The organism is Pseudoxanthomonas sp. F37, from assembly GCF_022965755.1.
GTDB lineage: Bacteria > Pseudomonadota > Gammaproteobacteria > Xanthomonadales > Xanthomonadaceae > Pseudoxanthomonas_A.
In genome coordinates this window covers 1,982,020-1,997,670 of the sequence record NZ_CP095187.1, presented here as the reverse complement: position 1 = coordinate 1,997,670, position 15,651 = coordinate 1,982,020, and the positions used below count along the sequence as shown (strand labels likewise).

The 15,651-nt window shown below is 66.8% G+C and carries 16 protein-coding genes; 10 read left to right on the top strand and 6 right to left on the bottom strand.

The genetic code is table 11. From position 1 onward, the window contains the following. Positions 1 to 6: 6 nt before the first annotated feature. The gene (locus tag MUU77_RS09275; RefSeq protein ID WP_245094363.1) at positions 7 to 2,040 is read right to left on the bottom strand and encodes a ferritin-like domain-containing protein; all 2,034 of its coding nucleotides are present in this window, start codon (positions 2,038 to 2,040) and stop codon (positions 7 to 9) included. A 716-nt stretch (positions 2,041 to 2,756) separates the two neighbouring features. Here MUU77_RS09275 and MUU77_RS09270 point away from each other — a divergent pair. The 5 genes from MUU77_RS09270 to MUU77_RS09250 are packed head-to-tail and all read left to right on the top strand — an operon-like array spanning position 2,757 to position 7,039. Beyond that, positions 2,757 to 3,182, top strand: a complete 426-nt coding sequence (locus tag MUU77_RS09270; protein WP_245085842.1) for a GntR family transcriptional regulator — start codon at positions 2,757 to 2,759, stop codon at positions 3,180 to 3,182. Beyond that, the gene (locus tag MUU77_RS09265; RefSeq protein WP_245085840.1) at positions 3,179 to 4,063 is read left to right on the top strand and encodes an ABC transporter ATP-binding protein; all 885 of its coding nucleotides are present in this window, start codon (positions 3,179 to 3,181) and stop codon (positions 4,061 to 4,063) included. Before MUU77_RS09270 ends, MUU77_RS09265 begins: the two co-directional genes overlap by 4 nt. Further along, on the top strand, positions 4,060 to 4,746 hold the full coding sequence (locus tag MUU77_RS09260; protein ID WP_245085838.1) for an ABC-2 transporter permease: 687 nt from the start codon (positions 4,060 to 4,062) through the stop codon (positions 4,744 to 4,746). The genes MUU77_RS09265 and MUU77_RS09260 overlap by 4 nt, the downstream gene beginning before the upstream one ends. 13 nt (positions 4,747 to 4,759) lie before the next feature. Continuing rightward, entirely contained in the window at positions 4,760 to 5,953 is a 1,194-nt protein-coding gene (locus MUU77_RS09255) for an acyltransferase family protein (protein ID WP_245085836.1), read from the top strand. 3 nt (positions 5,954 to 5,956) lie between these two features. Next, positions 5,957 to 7,039, top strand: a complete 1,083-nt coding sequence (locus MUU77_RS09250; RefSeq protein WP_245085834.1) for an alpha/beta fold hydrolase — start codon at positions 5,957 to 5,959, stop codon at positions 7,037 to 7,039. A 58-nt stretch (positions 7,040 to 7,097) separates the two neighbouring features. Here MUU77_RS09250 and MUU77_RS09245 read toward each other — a convergent pair whose 3' ends face one another. Further along, positions 7,098 to 8,363, bottom strand: coding sequence for a ferredoxin reductase family protein (locus MUU77_RS09245; protein ID WP_245085832.1), 1,266 nt, complete (start codon positions 8,361 to 8,363; stop codon positions 7,098 to 7,100). Between the two features lie 283 nt (positions 8,364 to 8,646). Here MUU77_RS09245 and MUU77_RS09240 point away from each other — a divergent pair, with 283 nt between their 5' ends. After that, the gene (locus MUU77_RS09240; protein ID WP_245085830.1) at positions 8,647 to 9,390 is read left to right on the top strand and encodes a DNA-formamidopyrimidine glycosylase family protein; all 744 of its coding nucleotides are present in this window, start codon (positions 8,647 to 8,649) and stop codon (positions 9,388 to 9,390) included. 17 nt (positions 9,391 to 9,407) lie between these two features. On the opposite strand, the gene MUU77_RS09235 is transcribed toward MUU77_RS09240, so the two are convergent. Next, positions 9,408 to 9,590, bottom strand: a complete 183-nt coding sequence (locus tag MUU77_RS09235) for a hypothetical protein (RefSeq protein WP_245085828.1) — start codon at positions 9,588 to 9,590, stop codon at positions 9,408 to 9,410. A 126-nt stretch (positions 9,591 to 9,716) separates the two neighbouring features. Between MUU77_RS09235 and MUU77_RS09230 the strand changes: the two genes are divergently transcribed. Continuing rightward, positions 9,717 to 11,405: an AarF/UbiB family protein gene (locus tag MUU77_RS09230; protein ID WP_245085826.1), complete on the top strand. Its 1,689-nt coding sequence runs from the start codon at positions 9,717 to 9,719 to the stop codon at positions 11,403 to 11,405. Positions 11,406 to 11,487: 82 nt separating this feature from the next. Beyond that, entirely contained in the window at positions 11,488 to 11,874 is a 387-nt protein-coding gene (locus MUU77_RS09225; RefSeq protein WP_245094075.1) for a response regulator, read from the top strand. Between the two features lie 29 nt (positions 11,875 to 11,903). Here MUU77_RS09225 and MUU77_RS09220 read toward each other — a convergent pair whose 3' ends face one another. Together MUU77_RS09220 and MUU77_RS09215 are read right to left on the bottom strand one after the other, a co-directional pair. Further along, positions 11,904 to 12,068, bottom strand: coding sequence for a hypothetical protein (locus tag MUU77_RS09220; RefSeq protein ID WP_245094073.1), 165 nt, complete (start codon positions 12,066 to 12,068; stop codon positions 11,904 to 11,906). 12 nt (positions 12,069 to 12,080) lie between these two features. Beyond that, complete coding sequence (locus MUU77_RS09215) at positions 12,081 to 12,257, bottom strand: DUF3606 domain-containing protein (protein WP_245094071.1); 177 nt, start codon at positions 12,255 to 12,257, stop codon at positions 12,081 to 12,083. 276 nt (positions 12,258 to 12,533) lie between these two features. Here MUU77_RS09215 and MUU77_RS09210 point away from each other — a divergent pair, with 276 nt between their 5' ends. Beyond that, entirely contained in the window at positions 12,534 to 13,181 is a 648-nt protein-coding gene (locus MUU77_RS09210; RefSeq protein ID WP_245094069.1) for a DUF4142 domain-containing protein, read from the top strand. Positions 13,182 to 13,267: 86 nt separating this feature from the next. Then, positions 13,268 to 14,134 (top strand): SDR family oxidoreductase, encoded by an 867-nt coding sequence (locus MUU77_RS09205; protein ID WP_245094067.1) that lies wholly within the window; start codon positions 13,268 to 13,270, stop codon positions 14,132 to 14,134. A gap of 11 nt (positions 14,135 to 14,145) precedes the next feature. On the opposite strand, the gene MUU77_RS09200 is transcribed toward MUU77_RS09205, so the two are convergent. After that, complete coding sequence (locus tag MUU77_RS09200; RefSeq protein WP_245094065.1) at positions 14,146 to 15,540, bottom strand: PAS domain-containing protein; 1,395 nt, start codon at positions 15,538 to 15,540, stop codon at positions 14,146 to 14,148. Between the last annotated feature and the right edge of the window lie 111 nt (positions 15,541 to 15,651).

The window sequence follows — 15,651 nt, the reverse complement described above, 5'->3', positions numbered from 1 at the left end:
AAGGTCCTAACTACGGAATCCGTTGGTGCGATGGCTGTTGTCGCAGAACGGCTTGTTTGCAGAGCCTCCACACCGACAAAGCCGGGCAGTCCGAACCCGATCCACGGTTCTGCCGGTGCCCGTGCAGACCTCGAGATTCCCTGTAACGTGCAGGGGGCCGTTGAGCTCGGGCTCGATGAACAAGCGGCCACCCCGAACCGCGAGCGGATCCGAGGTTCTCGAATCGGGTTCTCCGCTAGCCCGGAAGTTGATGGTGTTGTGACTCCCGTCACAGAAGGGCTTGTTGGCAGAGGCACCACATCTGCATAGGGTTAGCCGCATCCCTACCGGCACTTGGTCTATCCAAGTTTCGGCCCGGAGCGCCAAGGGCCCGTTCTCGTTCACGCGAAGAATGTTCACCGGAGGCGCCTGCTCGTTCTGCCCTCCATCATGACGCTGGTATCGAATCGCGCCCGAAGGACACATGTGGGCCACGGTCACGAGTTCTTCCGTACTGGCCGCGGAGGGATTGATCCAAGGACCTACCACGTTGGCCATAAACACGCTTGGCAAACCCGTTACGCAAAATCTCGCATGGATACATCGTTCTCCGGAGTATATGAGATCGATTTCAGGCCCCGGTATCCGTTCGTAGCCGTCGGACATTGGAATGGGCTGAGGTGGACCACCAGAAGTAGGCGCCACAGACGAATGATGACTCACCTCGGAGGCGGGCGCAGAGTCAGAGCGCGCCTCTGCAGCTAGCGGAGGCACTACTCGCTGAATGCCCTCAGCAATGGCGCCATGCTCGGAAATGCTGAGTATGTGTGCTTTGAGCCTCGTCGCCAAGTGAGCTACGCCATCTCGCGTAGCAGCAAGTACATCGTCTTGGCCTGCGGCGTTCTGTCCGAGTCTATCGCAGCGTCCCGCGATTTCATCTAGCCGTTCTGCAAGGATTCCAACGCTCGTTACGTCTCCAAGCAGCGCAGCTGAGGATCGAATTGTGGCAAAGCTGACACCTGCCGTGATCCCTGGGCACTCCAGGTTAGCGGGCAGCTGCGCGAGGCGTGAGGCGACGGGCGACAGGAACTTCATCAGATCAATGCTGGTTCGGACAAGCATCGCCTGGGTAGATCGGCCAACGCCGCTATATGCCAAGGACAGGCACCTCAGGCAGTGGTTGTACAGGGCGTTCCCCAAGTCAATCAAGCTGGATGCAGGCTCGCAGTTCACCCAAATCTTGCCCTCGGGCGTGGGTGGGATACGCATCACTGGATTCTCAGCTGCCGCGTAAGCTGGCCGAAAGTCATCGCGGGTCGCTAGTAGGCTTTCATACTCCTGTTGAATTGCGATGAAGCGCTGATAGTGAGACCGCTCCTCCGACGCCGCAGCGCCCTCACCTTGGCGCACGATTGCATCGACGGCCTGCTGAGCCGTGGTCAAGCACCTGACGACCCTAAAGCCGGGCAAGCGACCAGTCGCCTCATCAAGCTGATGCTCGGGATTGCCTGAGAAGAGCGCCTTCTCCCCTAGCTTTTCGGTCAGGGATGTCATTCCTAGGGTGATGATGGCGTACAGCTGACCTACCGTTACGTAGTCGGTGCCCACTGTCATTAGCCGATTCATGTTGGTCAAGCGGCGGTAGGTCTGTGCAGGCTCGAAGCCCGGGCCGTCCGCGACCTCATGGTCTTCAGGCCTTTCAAGGAAGATGAAGTGCTGCAGCGTACTGGGATTGAAGGGTGTCAGCTTCACTACCACACCGGCAGGATGGTAGCCAGGCGCAATGGGGAAGTTCTGGTGAGCAAGGTGTGCTGGAGCACCTATAGCCGAGAGGATGTTGCACACCATGGCCAAGTGCCCCATCTCTTCAATGGCCACACCGAGAATCTCTTGGCGCCAGCGCAGGACGATGGGAAGATCGTCGCTGGCCAGTCCATCGTCGGCCCCCCGCTTGAGGCTGAAGGCTGCGTACAGATAGCAGCACATCAGGTGGTGCTCGATCTCTGCAGCCTCAGCCAGCAGGGCCCACAGCTGCTCTCGTGAGGTCGGTATGGATGACATGGTCAAGATGACGCTCCCGATTTCGATTGATGTGCCTTTCAGAACATTACATCGGGCTTGTCCGACTCAGCTAAAAAAGGACTTGGGACCATGGGGATCGCTCTTGGAGCGAAAGTCTTCAGCTCTTCCACGGCCGTATCCACTTCTACTGAAAACGATGCTTCCTGGGCCTCTCCGCTACAATTCTTGAGCGGACCGAACCGCAATCAAGCGCACAAAATCGCAAGTTCGCAACATCTCAGGGTGTATGAGATTCCGGGAAACCGGTCTGCTCCTTCAGGCTCGCCACGCTCACACAAGTCGCCCTACCCTCGATAACGATCCCTAATGACTCGTCCGGCTCGGTAATGGATCAGATGCTTGTGCGGGAGGCCAGCATGGTTCGAACACGATGAATCCGCCACCCACGGCACGCCCCGGCTTGCAGCCACGGCGGCATACGCGGGAAAAGCAGCGAAGCAAGCTCCGCTCTACGGTGCAGAATCCCCTATCCGGACCGGCCCTCTGGGCGCCTCTCCGCACGCGCCAGGCTCCAATGTGGACGACCTGCCCGGCATCGACCGCAGCCGCAGCACGGCTCCTTGCTCCATTTTCGCGCCAAGCAGCCGAATGAGGCCGCGGACCGTTCCTCCCCGGACCGCACTCGGACGCACCCCAGCTTGACGCCCGTGAATAGCTGTGTATATTAACTATGCACACCAAATTCCAAGGACCGCATGCCCGCCGAACTCCTGCTTTCCCCGCACTCGGCCACGCCCATGTATGCCCAGATCGTGGAGCAGGTCGTCGCCAAGGTGATGACAGGGGAGTGGAAGGCCGGCGATGCCCTGCCCTCCATCCGCGAACTCGCCGGCAACAGCCAGGTCAGCGTGATCACGGTCAAGCGCGCCTACCTGGAACTGGAACGCGCGGGCGTGATCGTGACGCGGCAGGGCAAGGGTTCTTTCGTGGCCGACACGCTGGACGCCACCCACGCGCTGGCCACCGAAGAGTTCCGGCTGCAGCTGAAGGGGCTGCTGGATGCGGCCAGGAAGCTGGCACTCAGCCCTCGCGAAATCCTGGATCGGGTCGAACAGGCACTGTCCGACCCGCCGCACACCGCGCAACCGCCCACCGTCACCCCTGAAAGGAAGCCGAAATGAGTTCCGCCCTCGCCTTGAAAGGCGTGCACAAGCAGTACGACGGGTTCGCCCTGCGCGACATCCAACTGGAACTGCCGGCCGGCCAGGTCATGGGCCTGGTCGGCGTGAACGGCGCGGGCAAGTCCACCCTGCTGCGCCTGCTGATGGGGCTCATCCGCGCCGACGGTGGCGAGGTCGAGGTGCTCGGGCAGCGGCTGCCGCAGGCACAGGTCGCGGTGAAACGGGACATCGGCTATGCGTCGGACGACATGCGCCTGTACCCCGGCCAGACGCTGCGCTGGCACATGGATTTCATCCGCGGCATCTATCCCGGCTGGGATGAAGCCTATGCACAGGACCTGCTCGCGCGCTTCGAGCTGCGGCCGCAGCAGAAGCTGGGCGGGTTCTCCCACGGACAGCGCGTGAAAGCGCTGCTGCTGCTGGTCTTCGCCCGTCATCCGCGCCTGTTGCTGCTGGACGAACCGACCACGGGGCTGGATCCGGTCGCGCGCGGCGAGGTACTGGAGGCCCTGGCCGACGTGCTGCGCGACGAGCGACGTTCGGTGCTGTTCTCCTCGCACAACACCGCCGACATCGAACAGATCGCCGATACCATCACCTTCATCCACGATGGCGGCATCGTCGCCTCGCGCGACAAGGAGTCGTTCCTGGACAGCTGGCGGCGGATCCTGTGCCAGGGCGAGTGGACCGAAGGCCTGCGGCACCTGCCGGGCATGGTCTCCGCGCGCAACAGCGCGCCGCTGATCGAGCTGAAGACCCGCGCATTCGACGGCGCCACCCTGCCCGCGCTCCAGGCGCTGGGTCTTGCGGTGCAGTCGGTCGAACCGATGCCGCTGGAAGACATCTTCGTCACCACCGTCCGCGGAGGGAACAACGCATGAACTGGCTCGCATCCGATGGCGCGATGGTCCGCAAGCTGATCCTCAAGGACTGGCAGGTCTACCAGAAGCAACTCGCCGGCTTCCTGGGCGGCATGCTGCTGGCGCTGGGCCTGGTGGGCATGGGCACGCCGCTGCTAGCGTCGGCCGGTGCCTTGCTGCTGCTGGTGCTGCTGCTGGTGGTCGGTTCTTATGCCATTCAGTCTTCGGTGATGGCCGAGCGCAAGGAGCAGACGCAGCCCTTCGTCATGAGCCTGCCGGTCACGCCGATGGACGTGTTCTGGGGCAAATTGCTGGCCAACCTGACGATCTTCCTGGTGCCGTTCCTGTTGGTCTGCGGCGGCCTGCTTGCGTTGGTGCTGGGCACGCCGCGCGCCGACGGCACGGTGCCGTGGCTGGTGGTGGTCGGATTGTTCATGCTGGCCAACTTCTGCGTGTCGCTGTGCGTGGTGATCGCGGTGGATTCCGAAGGCTGGAACGTGTTCGCGATGCTGGCACTGATGACGCTGATCGGACCTTTCCTCTTCTGGGTCAGCACCATGCACGGCATCCGCGAACACCTGCAGGGCGACGCCATCATCTGGAGTCCGCAGGCACTGGCCCTGATCGGGGGCGAACTCGCCGTGATCGTGATCGCCATCCTTGCGGCCGGCTGGGTGCACGCGCGCAAGCGCTCCTTCCTCTAGGGCGGGCGACGACGTGGAAGGCGGTGATCGCGTCCACTATCTGGACAACCTCCGCGCCGTGGCCATGCTGGCCGGTGTGGTCTTCCACGCGGCGCTCGCGTACAGCCCGGTGATGCGGCCGATCTGGCCCGCCGCGGATGCGGGCGGGTCGCCGATCGTCGATGCGGCGGCGTGGTTCATGCACCTGTTCCGCATGCCGTTGTTCTTCGTGGTCGCGGGTTTCTTCGCGGCCTTGCTGGTGGCGCGCCGCGGCCTGGGCGGCCTGTTCCGCAATCGCTGTGCGCGCGTGCTGCTGCCGTTGCTGCTGTTCCTGCCCCTGGTCACGGCCAGCATGTACTGGCTGACCAGGCGCGCCGCCGCCACGGTACTGCATCCATCGCCGGTACTGGCCTGGCTGCGCGCCCATATCGATCAGCACGGCACGATGCCGTTCGCGCCTGGCTGGGCGCACCTGTGGTTCCTGTTCTACCTGATGCTGTTCACGGTGCTGGTCTGGGTGGCGTCCGCGCTTGAACTGCGGCGCGTCGGCGACAGGATCGCGGCGCTGCCTGCGGTCGCGCTGCCGGCTGTACTGCCGTTGTCGCTGGTGCTGCCACTGGCCTGGGCCGGCACCCCCTGGCCTGCGCCGGACGGCCTGCTCCCTTCGTTGTGGGCGCTGGTGTTCTTCGGGGTGTATTTCGCGCTGGGCTACCGCATGTTCCAGAGCACCGACCTGCTTGATCGCCTGCGCCCGTGGTCGCCCTGGCTGCTGGGTGGCGCGGTGCTGGCGTATGCGACGCTGTTCGGGTCCAGCGGCGGCTTTACCGCCACTGCCCGGCCATCGCTTCTGCGGCACGCGCTGCTGGAAGCGTATGCGGGGTGCTGGATGACGCTTTGGTGCCTGCTTGCCGCAAGGCGATGGCTGGGCGGGCGAAGCGCGACCATGCGCTGGCTCGCCGATGCCTCGTACTGGGTCTACCTGGTGCACCTGCCGGTCCTGTTCGCCATCCAGTACCGGCTACTGGACGTGCCGCTGCACTGGATCGCGAAGTTCGCACTCGCCACCGCGTCCACGCTTGCGGTTTCGTTCGCCAGCTATCAGGTCCTGGTGCGGCATACGGTGCTCGGCAGGCTGCTCGACGGGAACGTGCCCGGCCCCGGGCGCCTCGGACGTCGCACCACGCCCTCCCCCATCGCCGGATCAGCACGTGGACACGACGGAGACTGAGGCATGAAGCGCTGGATGAGGCGGCTGGTCCGCGCGGGCGCGGCGTGCCTGGCGCTGCTGTGTCTGGCGTTGCTGGCGGTGTACCTGGTGCCGGTGCATCCGACCGTGCAGCCCCTTCGACCGCGTGCGGATACGCAGTACTGGCGCATGCCGGGCGGCTACCGCATCGCCTATACGAAACTGGCGCCGCCGGCGGGTGCCGCCCGCACCATGCCGGTGGTGTTCCTGCATGGCGGACCGGGCGGTTACGTGCATTCGTCGGTCATCGAGGCACTGCGGCCGTTGGCCGAAGCCGGGCATGCGGTCTACCTCTACGACCAGCACGGCTCCGGTCTTTCTGACCGTCTCGTCCGCCCCAAGGACAGCGGGTTCAATGACCAGATCGGCGACCTGCACGACATCATCGTCCATCATCTCGGCGCGTCGCGCGTGGCACTGATCGGACATTCGCACGGCGCCCGGGTCGCGGCGTACTACGCCGCCCGGCATCCGGACACGGTCACGCACCTGGTGTTGAGTTCACCCGGCAACCTGGAGCCCGCGCAATACGACGAGCAGGGACGCTCCGTGCCGGCGTCGAGGTTTCCCATCCCCGCGGCAATGGATTTCCGTCCGCCGGATGCGGCGCAGTACCGGGCCGATACGGCCTTGTCGGCGATGCCACCCAAGGTGATCCTGGCCCAGGCCATCGCCATGGCGCTCGACGTCAAGACCGTATCGGATGCCGAAGCGGATGCCGCGTTGAACACGCTGGCGGCACGCTTCACCCGCAACATGGTCTGCGATCCGCGCAAGGTGCAGCCTGAAGAAGGAGGCGCGGGTCTGTACGTGCGTACCGGCGCGAACTGGTTCGGGAATGTCGCCGATCCCCGCCCCGACATGCGCCGCTTCCCCGGCAAGGTGCTGGTGCTCCAGGGGCAGTGCGATTTCGTGCCCTATGCCGAAGCCTACGAGTATGTGGACCTGTTCCCCGACGCGCGGTACCGGTTCGTGGCCGGTGCCGGACACATCCTGTGGTGGGAACGGCCGACGGTCTATGCACAGGCCATCAAGGCGTTCATCACCGAAGGCGCCACGGATCCGTAGCGCTGAAGCGATGCGGACCGGCCCTAGTTCCCTGCCCGGTGCATGAATCGCCCCCGCCTCAGCGGAACTCGAACAGCTCGTGCCGCAACCGGTCTTCCGCCACGCCGGTTTCCCGCATCAGCTGACGCACCTGCTGCAGCAGGCCCTGGGGGCCGCAGAAGCTGATCTGCACCTCCGCCGCGCCCGCCTGCTCGACCACTTGCGCGAACCGCCGGCGAAACGCCATGGAGGCCGGTCCCGTGGCGACGTCGACCAGTTCCACGCCCCGCGCACGCGCCATCGCCGCCAGGTCCACGGCCTCGGGAAGCTCGCGGCCCGGCGTGAAGAAGTGGAAGAAGGTCACGCCGTCCAGCCCGGTCGCGTCGGCATCGCGTAGCCATGCGATGAACGGCGTCACCCCCACGCCGCCGGCGATCCATATTTCCTGCCGCCCGCTCGGCCTGCGCTCGAACCGGCCGAACGGCGCGTAGACCTGCGCCACCATCCCGGGCCTGGCGTCCCTCACCAGCCGCTCCGTGTAATCGCCCAGCGAACGCACCATGAAGGCGATGCCTCCCTCGGCGTCCTCCGCGCTGGCAATGGTGAAAGGATGCGGCTCGCGCAGGCCTTCCTGCTCGAAGGACACGAACGCGAACTGCCCCGGAAGGAAAGGAATGCGCCGGCCCTCCGGCACAAGCTGCAGATGGACGGCGCTGCCGTTGGCCGACACCGAGCGCAGGCGGTACCGCGCATGCCGCGAGAACAGGGGATACAGCAGCAGCTTGTAGGCCGCCCCCACCACCCCCAGCGACGACAACACGGCCAGCCAGGCGCCCGCCGGGCTGGCCAGCACGATGGGCGACTTGAAGCTGGCCCAATGCGCGATGACGATCAGGAACAGGGGACCGGACAGCTTGTGCCACCACCGCCAGCTCCGGTACGGGATCTTGCGGTTCAGCGCCAACAGCACGATGAGCATCAGCGACACGAAGCTGAGCTGCCGGACGAGCCGCGTCACCGGGGGTGGCAGCGGCAGGATGGCGGCTGTCTCCCACCCGGGCGCGCCCGCCTTGAAGACCAGATGGATCGAGGCGAACACCAGCGCCCACACGCCCAGCCACTTGTGCGTCTCGTAGACGCGGTCCAGACCACCGAACAGCGACTCGACCACCTTCCAGCGTGCGCCCAGGACGGCCGCAAGGGCCATCAGCGACACGGCGGCGACACCCGAGCCCAGGCTGAGCATGCCCGTGGTCGGCCAGGTGCTGCCGGGAACCGCCCAGGCCGTCAGCGCGAAGCTGACCAGCACCACGGGAATCACCAGGGAACGCGAACCCAGGCGCATGACAGCTCCGTCCAATCGAAAAGCCGGATCGATTGTCAGCGCCAGCCGCGCCGGCGCGCGTTGATCCGGATCAATTCTGCGGCCTCCGTTCACCTGCTGGCCAGTGGCGCTTCCTTCCGTGGGGCAGCCTGTGTCGGCAGCGGCACCGCCGACTCCACGGCGTGTTCACCCCGGGTGGGGTCTTCTCTGCGGCCTATGGGCGCAGGGCGAACGATGAAGAACACGGGCATTGCCGCCGGATGCGCAGACCGGCCGGCACCGCAGGCGCGTGCGGACACGCGGCGTGCCTGAAGGCCCTTCCATCGTCATCCTGAAGGAGGCCGCCGCCAAGTTCAGCGGACAGACCGTGCGTGAGGTCGCGGGGAACAGCCGCATGGACATCGCCCGGATGGTGGGCCGGCGGGTCGTGTCGGTGCGTAGCTGGGGCAAGCACTTCCTGCTGGAGTTCCGCGGTTTCAGTCTGCGCGTGCACATGCTGATGTTCGGTTCGTACTGCATCGACAGCCGCAAGCAGGCACCACCGCGACTGGCGCTGACGTTCGACAACGGCTCTCTGGTGTTCTACGCCTCCTCGATCAGGTTCATCGAAACGCCCCTGGACGAGGTCTACGACTGGCGCGTGGACGTGATGAACCCCGCCTGGGATCCCGCACTGGCGCGCAGCAAGCTGAAGGCGCGGCCGGAGCGGCTTGCATGCGACGCCCTGTTGGACCAGGACGTGTTCGCCGGCGTGGGCAACATCATCAAGAACGAAGTCCTGTTCCGCATTGGCGTGCATCCGGCCAGCCAGGTGGGCGCCCTGCCCCCGCGTGCGCTCACCGCGCTCATCGCCCAGGCACGCGCCTACAGCTTCGACTTCCTGGAATGGAAGCGCCGGTACGTGCTGCGCAAGCACTGGTTGATACACACCCGGCGCACCTGCCCGACCTGCAACGGAACGGTGGTCAAGGAATATCTGGGCACCACGCAGCGCAGGAACTTCTTCTGCCCGCGCTGCCAGCCGCTCCATACGCTTGGCGCAGGCTGAGCCGCCGTCGCGTTGCGCTATCGGGGCACGCCCTCTTCCGCATCCGGATAGTCGCGTTCGGGGTCCGGTTGGTTGTCGCGCGGATCGTCGGGCTGGTCATGCTCTTTCCAGCGCGCCTTGTCGTTGCGGAAGCGGTCGGGCGTGTTGGGCTTGCCACGGTCGCTGTGTTCGTTGGGGCGATGTTCGGGTGTCTGCGTCATCCGGGCAGCCTCGCTTGCGGGGCTGCCATTGCAGGCGTGCGCGCGTTAGCGGGGCGTGACCGCGCCGCATCGTCATTCACCGCATGCTCACTCCCCTCCGACCCAGAATCGGACATGGAGGTGGACATGAACCACATCGACGACACCACGGACGCACCCGAAGGGAAGATGGCACGCCGCACGGCGATCCTGCGATTCCTGCTGCGCTATCGCAAGGCCGGCGTATTCCAGGGACTCACGTTGAATGGCGCCCTGTCCGAGGGCGGGCCGGACGAGGAAGGAAGTCCCGAGCGGTTCGCCGACGATCTGGAAGCCCTGGGCCCGACCTTCGTCAAACTCGGGCAGATGCTGTCCACGCGGCCGGACCTGGTACCGCCGGCCTATGCCGCGGCCCTGGAACGCATGCAGGAAAAGGTCACGCCGGTGCCGTTCGAGGCGATCCGGGAGCAGATCGAGGACGCCATCGGCGTGCGCATCGGGCGTGCCTTCGCCAGCTTCGACGAAGTGCCCATCGGCTGTGCGTCGCTGGCCCAGGTGCATCGTGCGACGCTGCGCGACGGTCGCGACGTCGCGGTGAAGGTCCAGCGCCCGGGCGTGGCCGCGCAGCTGATGGGCGACCTGGACCTGTTGCGGGGCATCGCCGATGCCGCCGATCGACTGACCCGCGTGGGACGGCACGTACGCTTTTCGGAGTGGCTGGACGAATTCGGGCGCTCGCTCATGGCCGAGCTCGACTATGTGGCCGAAGCCGAGAACCTGGAGCGCTTTCGCCAGCACCTCACCCCGTTCCGCCTGCTCTGGGTCCCTGCCCCGCTCTGGGACTATACCGGCCGCCGCGTGCTGACGATGGAGTTGGCGACAGGGCGGCGCGTGGACGGGATTTCCGGGCTGCGCCGCACCGAGCAGGACATGACGCCCGTGGCGGAAGACCTGCTGCGCGGCTATCTCGACCAGGTGTTCGTGCATGGCGAGATCCACGCCGATCCGCACCCGGGCAACCTGAGGGTGACCGACGACGGCCGTCTGGCCATCTTCGACCTGGGCATGGTGGCGAACGTGCCGCCGCGCCAGCGCGACCGGCTGCTGAAGCTGCTGTTCGCCGCCGTGGACGGACGCGGCGAGCAGGTCGCCGAGGAATGCATCGCGCTGGGCATCCGCCTGGAGGACTACGACGAGCCGCGCTATCTGCGCGAGGTGGGACAGCTGATCTCGCGCTACGGCGCGCACCAGTCCTCGATGTCCGAAGGCGTGGTGGTCCTGGAGCTGGTCCGCATCGCCATGCAGTGCGGCCTGCGGCCGCCGCCCGAACTCAGCCTGCTGGGCAAGACCCTGCTCAACCTGGACGCGGTATGCCAGGCGCTGGCGCCGGAGCTGGACACCCGGCGCGTGGTCGAGGACCAGCTGCAGCACGTCATGCGCGCGCGCCTGCGCAAATCGCTGTCGTCGCCCAACCTGGCCAGCGAGATGATGGAAGTCCAGGCGCTGCTGCGCGACGGCCCGCGCAAGCTGTCGGACATCCTGTCGCTGGTCGCCGAAAACCGCTTCCAGATGCGCCTCACCGGGCTGGAGGACTCGCGCCTGATGGAGAACCTGCAGAAGATCGCCAACCGGATATCGGTGGGCGTCATCACCGCCGCGCTGATCCTGGCGTCGGCCATGATGATGCGGGTGCCCACCTCGCACACGCTGTGGGGATATCCCACGGTCGCGCTGATCCTGTTCCTGCTGGGCGTCGCCCTGGGTACCAGCATCGTGGTCAGTGCGATGCTCAGCGACCACCGTGCGCGCTCGCGCGAGGAACACGGGCCCCGCTGAGCATGCGCGTGCGCACGCCGCGTAGGCGCGTTCTTCACGCGGGTGCAGGCAGGATCACCGCAGGACCGCCGGAGTGAAGGCCATGCCGAGCCGCCTGTCGGGACGCAGGGTGATGATCGTGGAGGACGAATACCTGCTGGCCTCCGCCCTGCAGGATGTCATCGAGCGGCTGGGCGCCGACGTCCTCGGGCCCTTCGCCCGCGTGCAACAGGCCATGCAGACGCTCGAAGCCGGCGACCTGCCCGATGTCGGGCTGCTGGACGTCAACCTGGGCTCGGAATATTCCTTTCCGCTCGCCGATGCGCTGGCGGCGCGTGGCATCCCCACCGTGCTGATCACCGGCTACGACACGACCACCCTGCCCGAGGGCTATCGTTCGCTGTCCTATCTGCGCAAGCCCTTCGACGTGGCATCGATCACGGCCGCGCTGGATCGCCTCGCGCTGGGCGATGACGACAGGCCGCACTGAAGGCATCGGTTGCGGCGACGGTCCGCGCCTCAGATGAACTGGAAACCGGCCGCCATCGCGACCGAGAAAGCGCCGGCGGTCGACAGCCAGCGGATCCGCGTGCGCGCACCTGCGCTGGCCAGGTAGGTGACCAGCGCCAGCAGCGCTGCGAAAGCCAGACTGCCCAGCAGCACCGGAGGCAGACCGGACGACACCCCTGTGCCCGCTCAGTCGTCGAGATGACGGCGCACCGCCGCCACGGACGTGCCGACGGCCTCGACGACCGATCGCAGGCGTTCCGGGGTGACGCCCAGCGCCTGGGACCAGTAGCGGAGCTCGTGGTCTTCGTTGAGGTTGATGCGATCCCGGTCGGGTGAACCGGTGTTGTTCGGATCGTCGCTCATGACGGCCTCCGGCGTGGCGGACCCGGACATGGTGGCACCGTCCCATGTCGTCCCGATGTGATGCCGGCGCGGACAAGCTCTTCATCCTCTTGGCCCCACAGTGGACACGCGGCACTCCACCGCAGCGGCGTATCGAGGATGAACCCCCGATGATCGACGCCCGCGAAGGAGCAGCCACCGCCGCACTCCGCTCCATCCCGCTTGGCTGGTGATGGAACTTCCCCGCCCGCGTTGCCCGCCACCGGGCGCGCACCGCATCCCTTCCAGGAGCACGACATGAGAATCACGATCCCCCGCGTTGCGGCGACCCTCGCCCTCGCTCTGGCGGTATCGGCCTGCAACGAGCGACGCGATGCGTCGGGCGACGTGGCAGCCGACGACGTGCCTGCCGTGGATCCCACCGGCAGGCCGGCCGCTGTGGACGGCAGCACGGACAGCACCGTGGCGGCGACCGGCCAGGACGCCACGGCCGGCGCGTCGGCCGTGGCCTCGGCGCCCGCAGAACGCGCAGCCTTGGGCGTCCTCAATGCGATCAACGATCACGAGATCGCGGCAGGCGAACAGGCATTGGCCAAGCAGGTGGAAGGCGAGATGGCCGACTACGCACGGATGATGATCGACCAGCATTCCGAGAACCGCCGCCAGACCGCCGCGCTCGGCGCGGATGCGGCAGCGGAGAAGGCGCAGGCCCAGCAGCAGAAGGGCCAGGCCGAACTGGCCAGACTGGACGCCACGACCGGCGATGCGTATGCGCAGGCCTATGTCGCCGCCATGGTGAAAGGCCACACCGACGCACTGGCCACCCTCGACGGCGCGTTGATGCCGGCGGCGACGACGCCCGCCGTGCGCGACCACCTGACCCGCACGCGCGAACACGTCGCCGCACACCTGGAACAAGCCAAGGCACTGGCGCCGGCGCGCTGAGGCGGCGCCTGCACCACGGTCCGCCATGCGCGAACGACCACGCGCACGCGTCCGCCGCACTCCCGCGACCCTGCAAGGAGACCCACATGCCCATCCCCGATTACCCCAGGCCACCGTTCCCGCCGCAACAGCAATCCTTTCCCGGCAAGACCGGGAAGATGGAGCCGCGACCCGACCATGGCGAGGACAGCTATGTCGGACACGGGCTGCTTGCAGGAAAGCGGGCGCTGATCACCGGCGGCGACAGCGGCATCGGCGCGGCCGTGGCCATCGCGTATGCGCGTGAGGGCGCCGACGTGGCGATCGCCCACCTGCCTTCGGAGGAAGCCGATGCCGCGCGGATCGCGCAGCTGGTCGAAGCGGCAGGCCGCAAGGCGGCCACGCTGGCCTGCGACATCAGCGATCCGGCCCAGGCCGAACGGCTGGTCAGGGACGCCGTGGACGCCCTGGGGGGACTGGACGTGCTGGTCAACAACGCGGCCTACCAGAAGTACTACGAGCGCTTCGAGGACATCACGCTGGAGGAGTGGGAGAAGACGTTCGCCACCAACGTGCATGCCGTCTTCAACCTGGTGCGCCTGGCGCTGCCCCACCTGCGACCCGGTGCCGCCATCATCAACACCGCATCGGTGCAGTCCAAGAAGCCCAGCCCGAACATCCTGCCCTACGCCGCCACCAAGGGGGCCATCGCCAACCTGACCATCGGGCTGGCAGGCACCCTGGCCGACAAGGGAATCCGGGTGAACGCGGTTCTTCCCGGACCGATCTGGACGCCCTTCATTCCCGCGGGCATGTCGGAAGAGGAGGTCACCGGATTCGGCGGACACGTCCCCATGGGTCGGCCCGGCCAGCCCGCGGAACTGGCATCGGCCTACGTGATGCTCGCGGCCGATACGGCCAGCTACACCTCCGGCACGCTGCTCACCGTCTCCGGCGGCGCCGTCACCGTGTGAAACACGGGCGCCTACGCGTCCGTGGCAAGCGGCACCTCCAGTGTGCAGCGCACGCCGTCGGCCGCCAGGCGGTAGGACGTGCGCGCCCGCAGCTGGTGCGGCAAGGCGCGTTCGATCAGCTCCCGCCCGTAGCCGCCCGCCGCTGCCGCCGCGGCGGTGTCAACGGCCACGCCCTCCTCCACCCAGTGCACGCGCAGCACGTTCGCCTCTTCCGGCCAGGCGGTCAACGTCCAATGGATCGACAGGCGCCCCGCCGGTGTGGACAGGGCACCGTACTTGACCGCGTTGGTCGCCAGCTCGTGCAGCGCGAGCGCGAAGATCTGCAGGCTGGACGAGCGCAGGCGGATGCCGGACGGGCCCTGCAGGTCCACCTGCCCGTCCGATACGCCATGGGCCTGCAGTTCTTCGCGCAACAGCTCGTCGAAGCTGGCACGGTCGCCTTCGGGCAGGCGCGACAGCAGTCCGTGCACACGGGCAATCGCGGCCAGGCGATCCATGTACGCCGTCTCGAACTGTTCCAGTGAGGCGCAGCCGCGCAGGGTCCTCAACGCGACCGACTGGACCACCGCCATCAGGTTGCGGGTGCGATGCTGCAGCTCGGCCATCATGACGTGCATGCGGTCGGACGCCTCGCGCTCGGCGGTGGCGTCGTGACCGATGCCGCCGATGCGCACGATCTCGCCTGCGTCGTCGCGCAACGGGAACTTGGTATTGCGCATCCACCGCATGCTGCCATCGCCTCCCCGCCTGATCCGGTATTCGGTGGTGACGCGCTCGCCGGCCTTGACCCGCTGCAACGCGGCATGCACCGTGTGACGGTCTTCCGGCACGATCAGCGCCAGCCAGCCATCCAGTCCCGGCTGCTCCAGCATGCGGCGGTGGTCCAGCCCGTAGATGCGGTCGAACGCCGGGCTCAGGTACTCCAGGCGCAAGGTGCGGGCATCGCGTATCCACAGCACGTCCGATGACGCATCGCCGAACTGGCGGAACCGGGCTTCGCTTTCGCGCAGCCGCCGCTCGGCCGCCAGCGCCTCGGTGATGTCCTCCATCACGCCGATCATGCGGGTCGCCTGGCCTGCCTCGTCGTAGTAGAAGAAGCCCCTCGCCGCGCACATGCGCACGCTGCCATCGGGCAGCATGCACCGGAAACGGTGCGCATAGTCCGCGCCGCTGTCGCGGGCGGCCTGCAGCACCTGGACCGCTTCGTCGCGGTCGTCCGGATGCACACGTGCCAGCCATGCCTCGAAGCTCGGGATCACTTCTCCCGGCCGGTAACCCTGGATGCGGAAGTGCTCGTCGGACCAGGCCACCTGGCCCGTCCGGATGTTCCAGTCCCAACTGGCAAGACCACCGGCCTTCAGGGCGAGCCTGAGTCGCTCCTCGCTCGCGTGGGCGGCGTTGTCCATGGTGTGGGCTCCCATGCGTCAGGCGGTCACGGCCGCGGATGCGCCGCTCGTTTCCGCAACCGCGCGCGAGGCGGGAGTATTCCTTCAGCAACGTCTGCAAGACGTGAAGCG

Excerpts from the sequence above, each read along its gene's own strand:
- MUU77_RS09275 (WP_245094363.1), bottom strand. The coding sequence starts at position 2,040 with ATGTCATCCATACCGACCTCACGAGAGCAGCTGTGGGCCCTGCTGGCT.
- MUU77_RS09270 (WP_245085842.1), top strand. The coding sequence starts at position 2,757 with ATGCCCGCCGAACTCCTGCTTTCCCCGCACTCGGCCACGCCCATGTAT.
- MUU77_RS09265 (WP_245085840.1), top strand. The coding sequence starts at position 3,179 with ATGAGTTCCGCCCTCGCCTTGAAAGGCGTGCACAAGCAGTACGACGGG.
- MUU77_RS09260 (WP_245085838.1), top strand. The coding sequence starts at position 4,060 with ATGAACTGGCTCGCATCCGATGGCGCGATGGTCCGCAAGCTGATCCTC.
- MUU77_RS09250 (WP_245085834.1), top strand. The coding sequence starts at position 5,957 with ATGAAGCGCTGGATGAGGCGGCTGGTCCGCGCGGGCGCGGCGTGCCTG.
- MUU77_RS09245 (WP_245085832.1), bottom strand. The coding sequence starts at position 8,363 with ATGCGCCTGGGTTCGCGTTCCCTGGTGATTCCCGTGGTGCTGGTCAGC.
- MUU77_RS09235 (WP_245085828.1), bottom strand. The coding sequence starts at position 9,590 with ATGACGCAGACACCCGAACATCGCCCCAACGAACACAGCGACCGTGGC.
- MUU77_RS09230 (WP_245085826.1), top strand. The coding sequence starts at position 9,717 with ATGAACCACATCGACGACACCACGGACGCACCCGAAGGGAAGATGGCA.
- MUU77_RS09225 (WP_245094075.1), top strand. The coding sequence starts at position 11,488 with ATGCCGAGCCGCCTGTCGGGACGCAGGGTGATGATCGTGGAGGACGAA.
- MUU77_RS09215 (WP_245094071.1), bottom strand. The coding sequence starts at position 12,257 with ATGAGCGACGATCCGAACAACACCGGTTCACCCGACCGGGATCGCATC.
- MUU77_RS09210 (WP_245094069.1), top strand. The coding sequence starts at position 12,534 with ATGAGAATCACGATCCCCCGCGTTGCGGCGACCCTCGCCCTCGCTCTG.
- MUU77_RS09205 (WP_245094067.1), top strand. The coding sequence starts at position 13,268 with ATGCCCATCCCCGATTACCCCAGGCCACCGTTCCCGCCGCAACAGCAA.
- MUU77_RS09200 (WP_245094065.1), bottom strand. The coding sequence starts at position 15,540 with ATGGACAACGCCGCCCACGCGAGCGAGGAGCGACTCAGGCTCGCCCTG.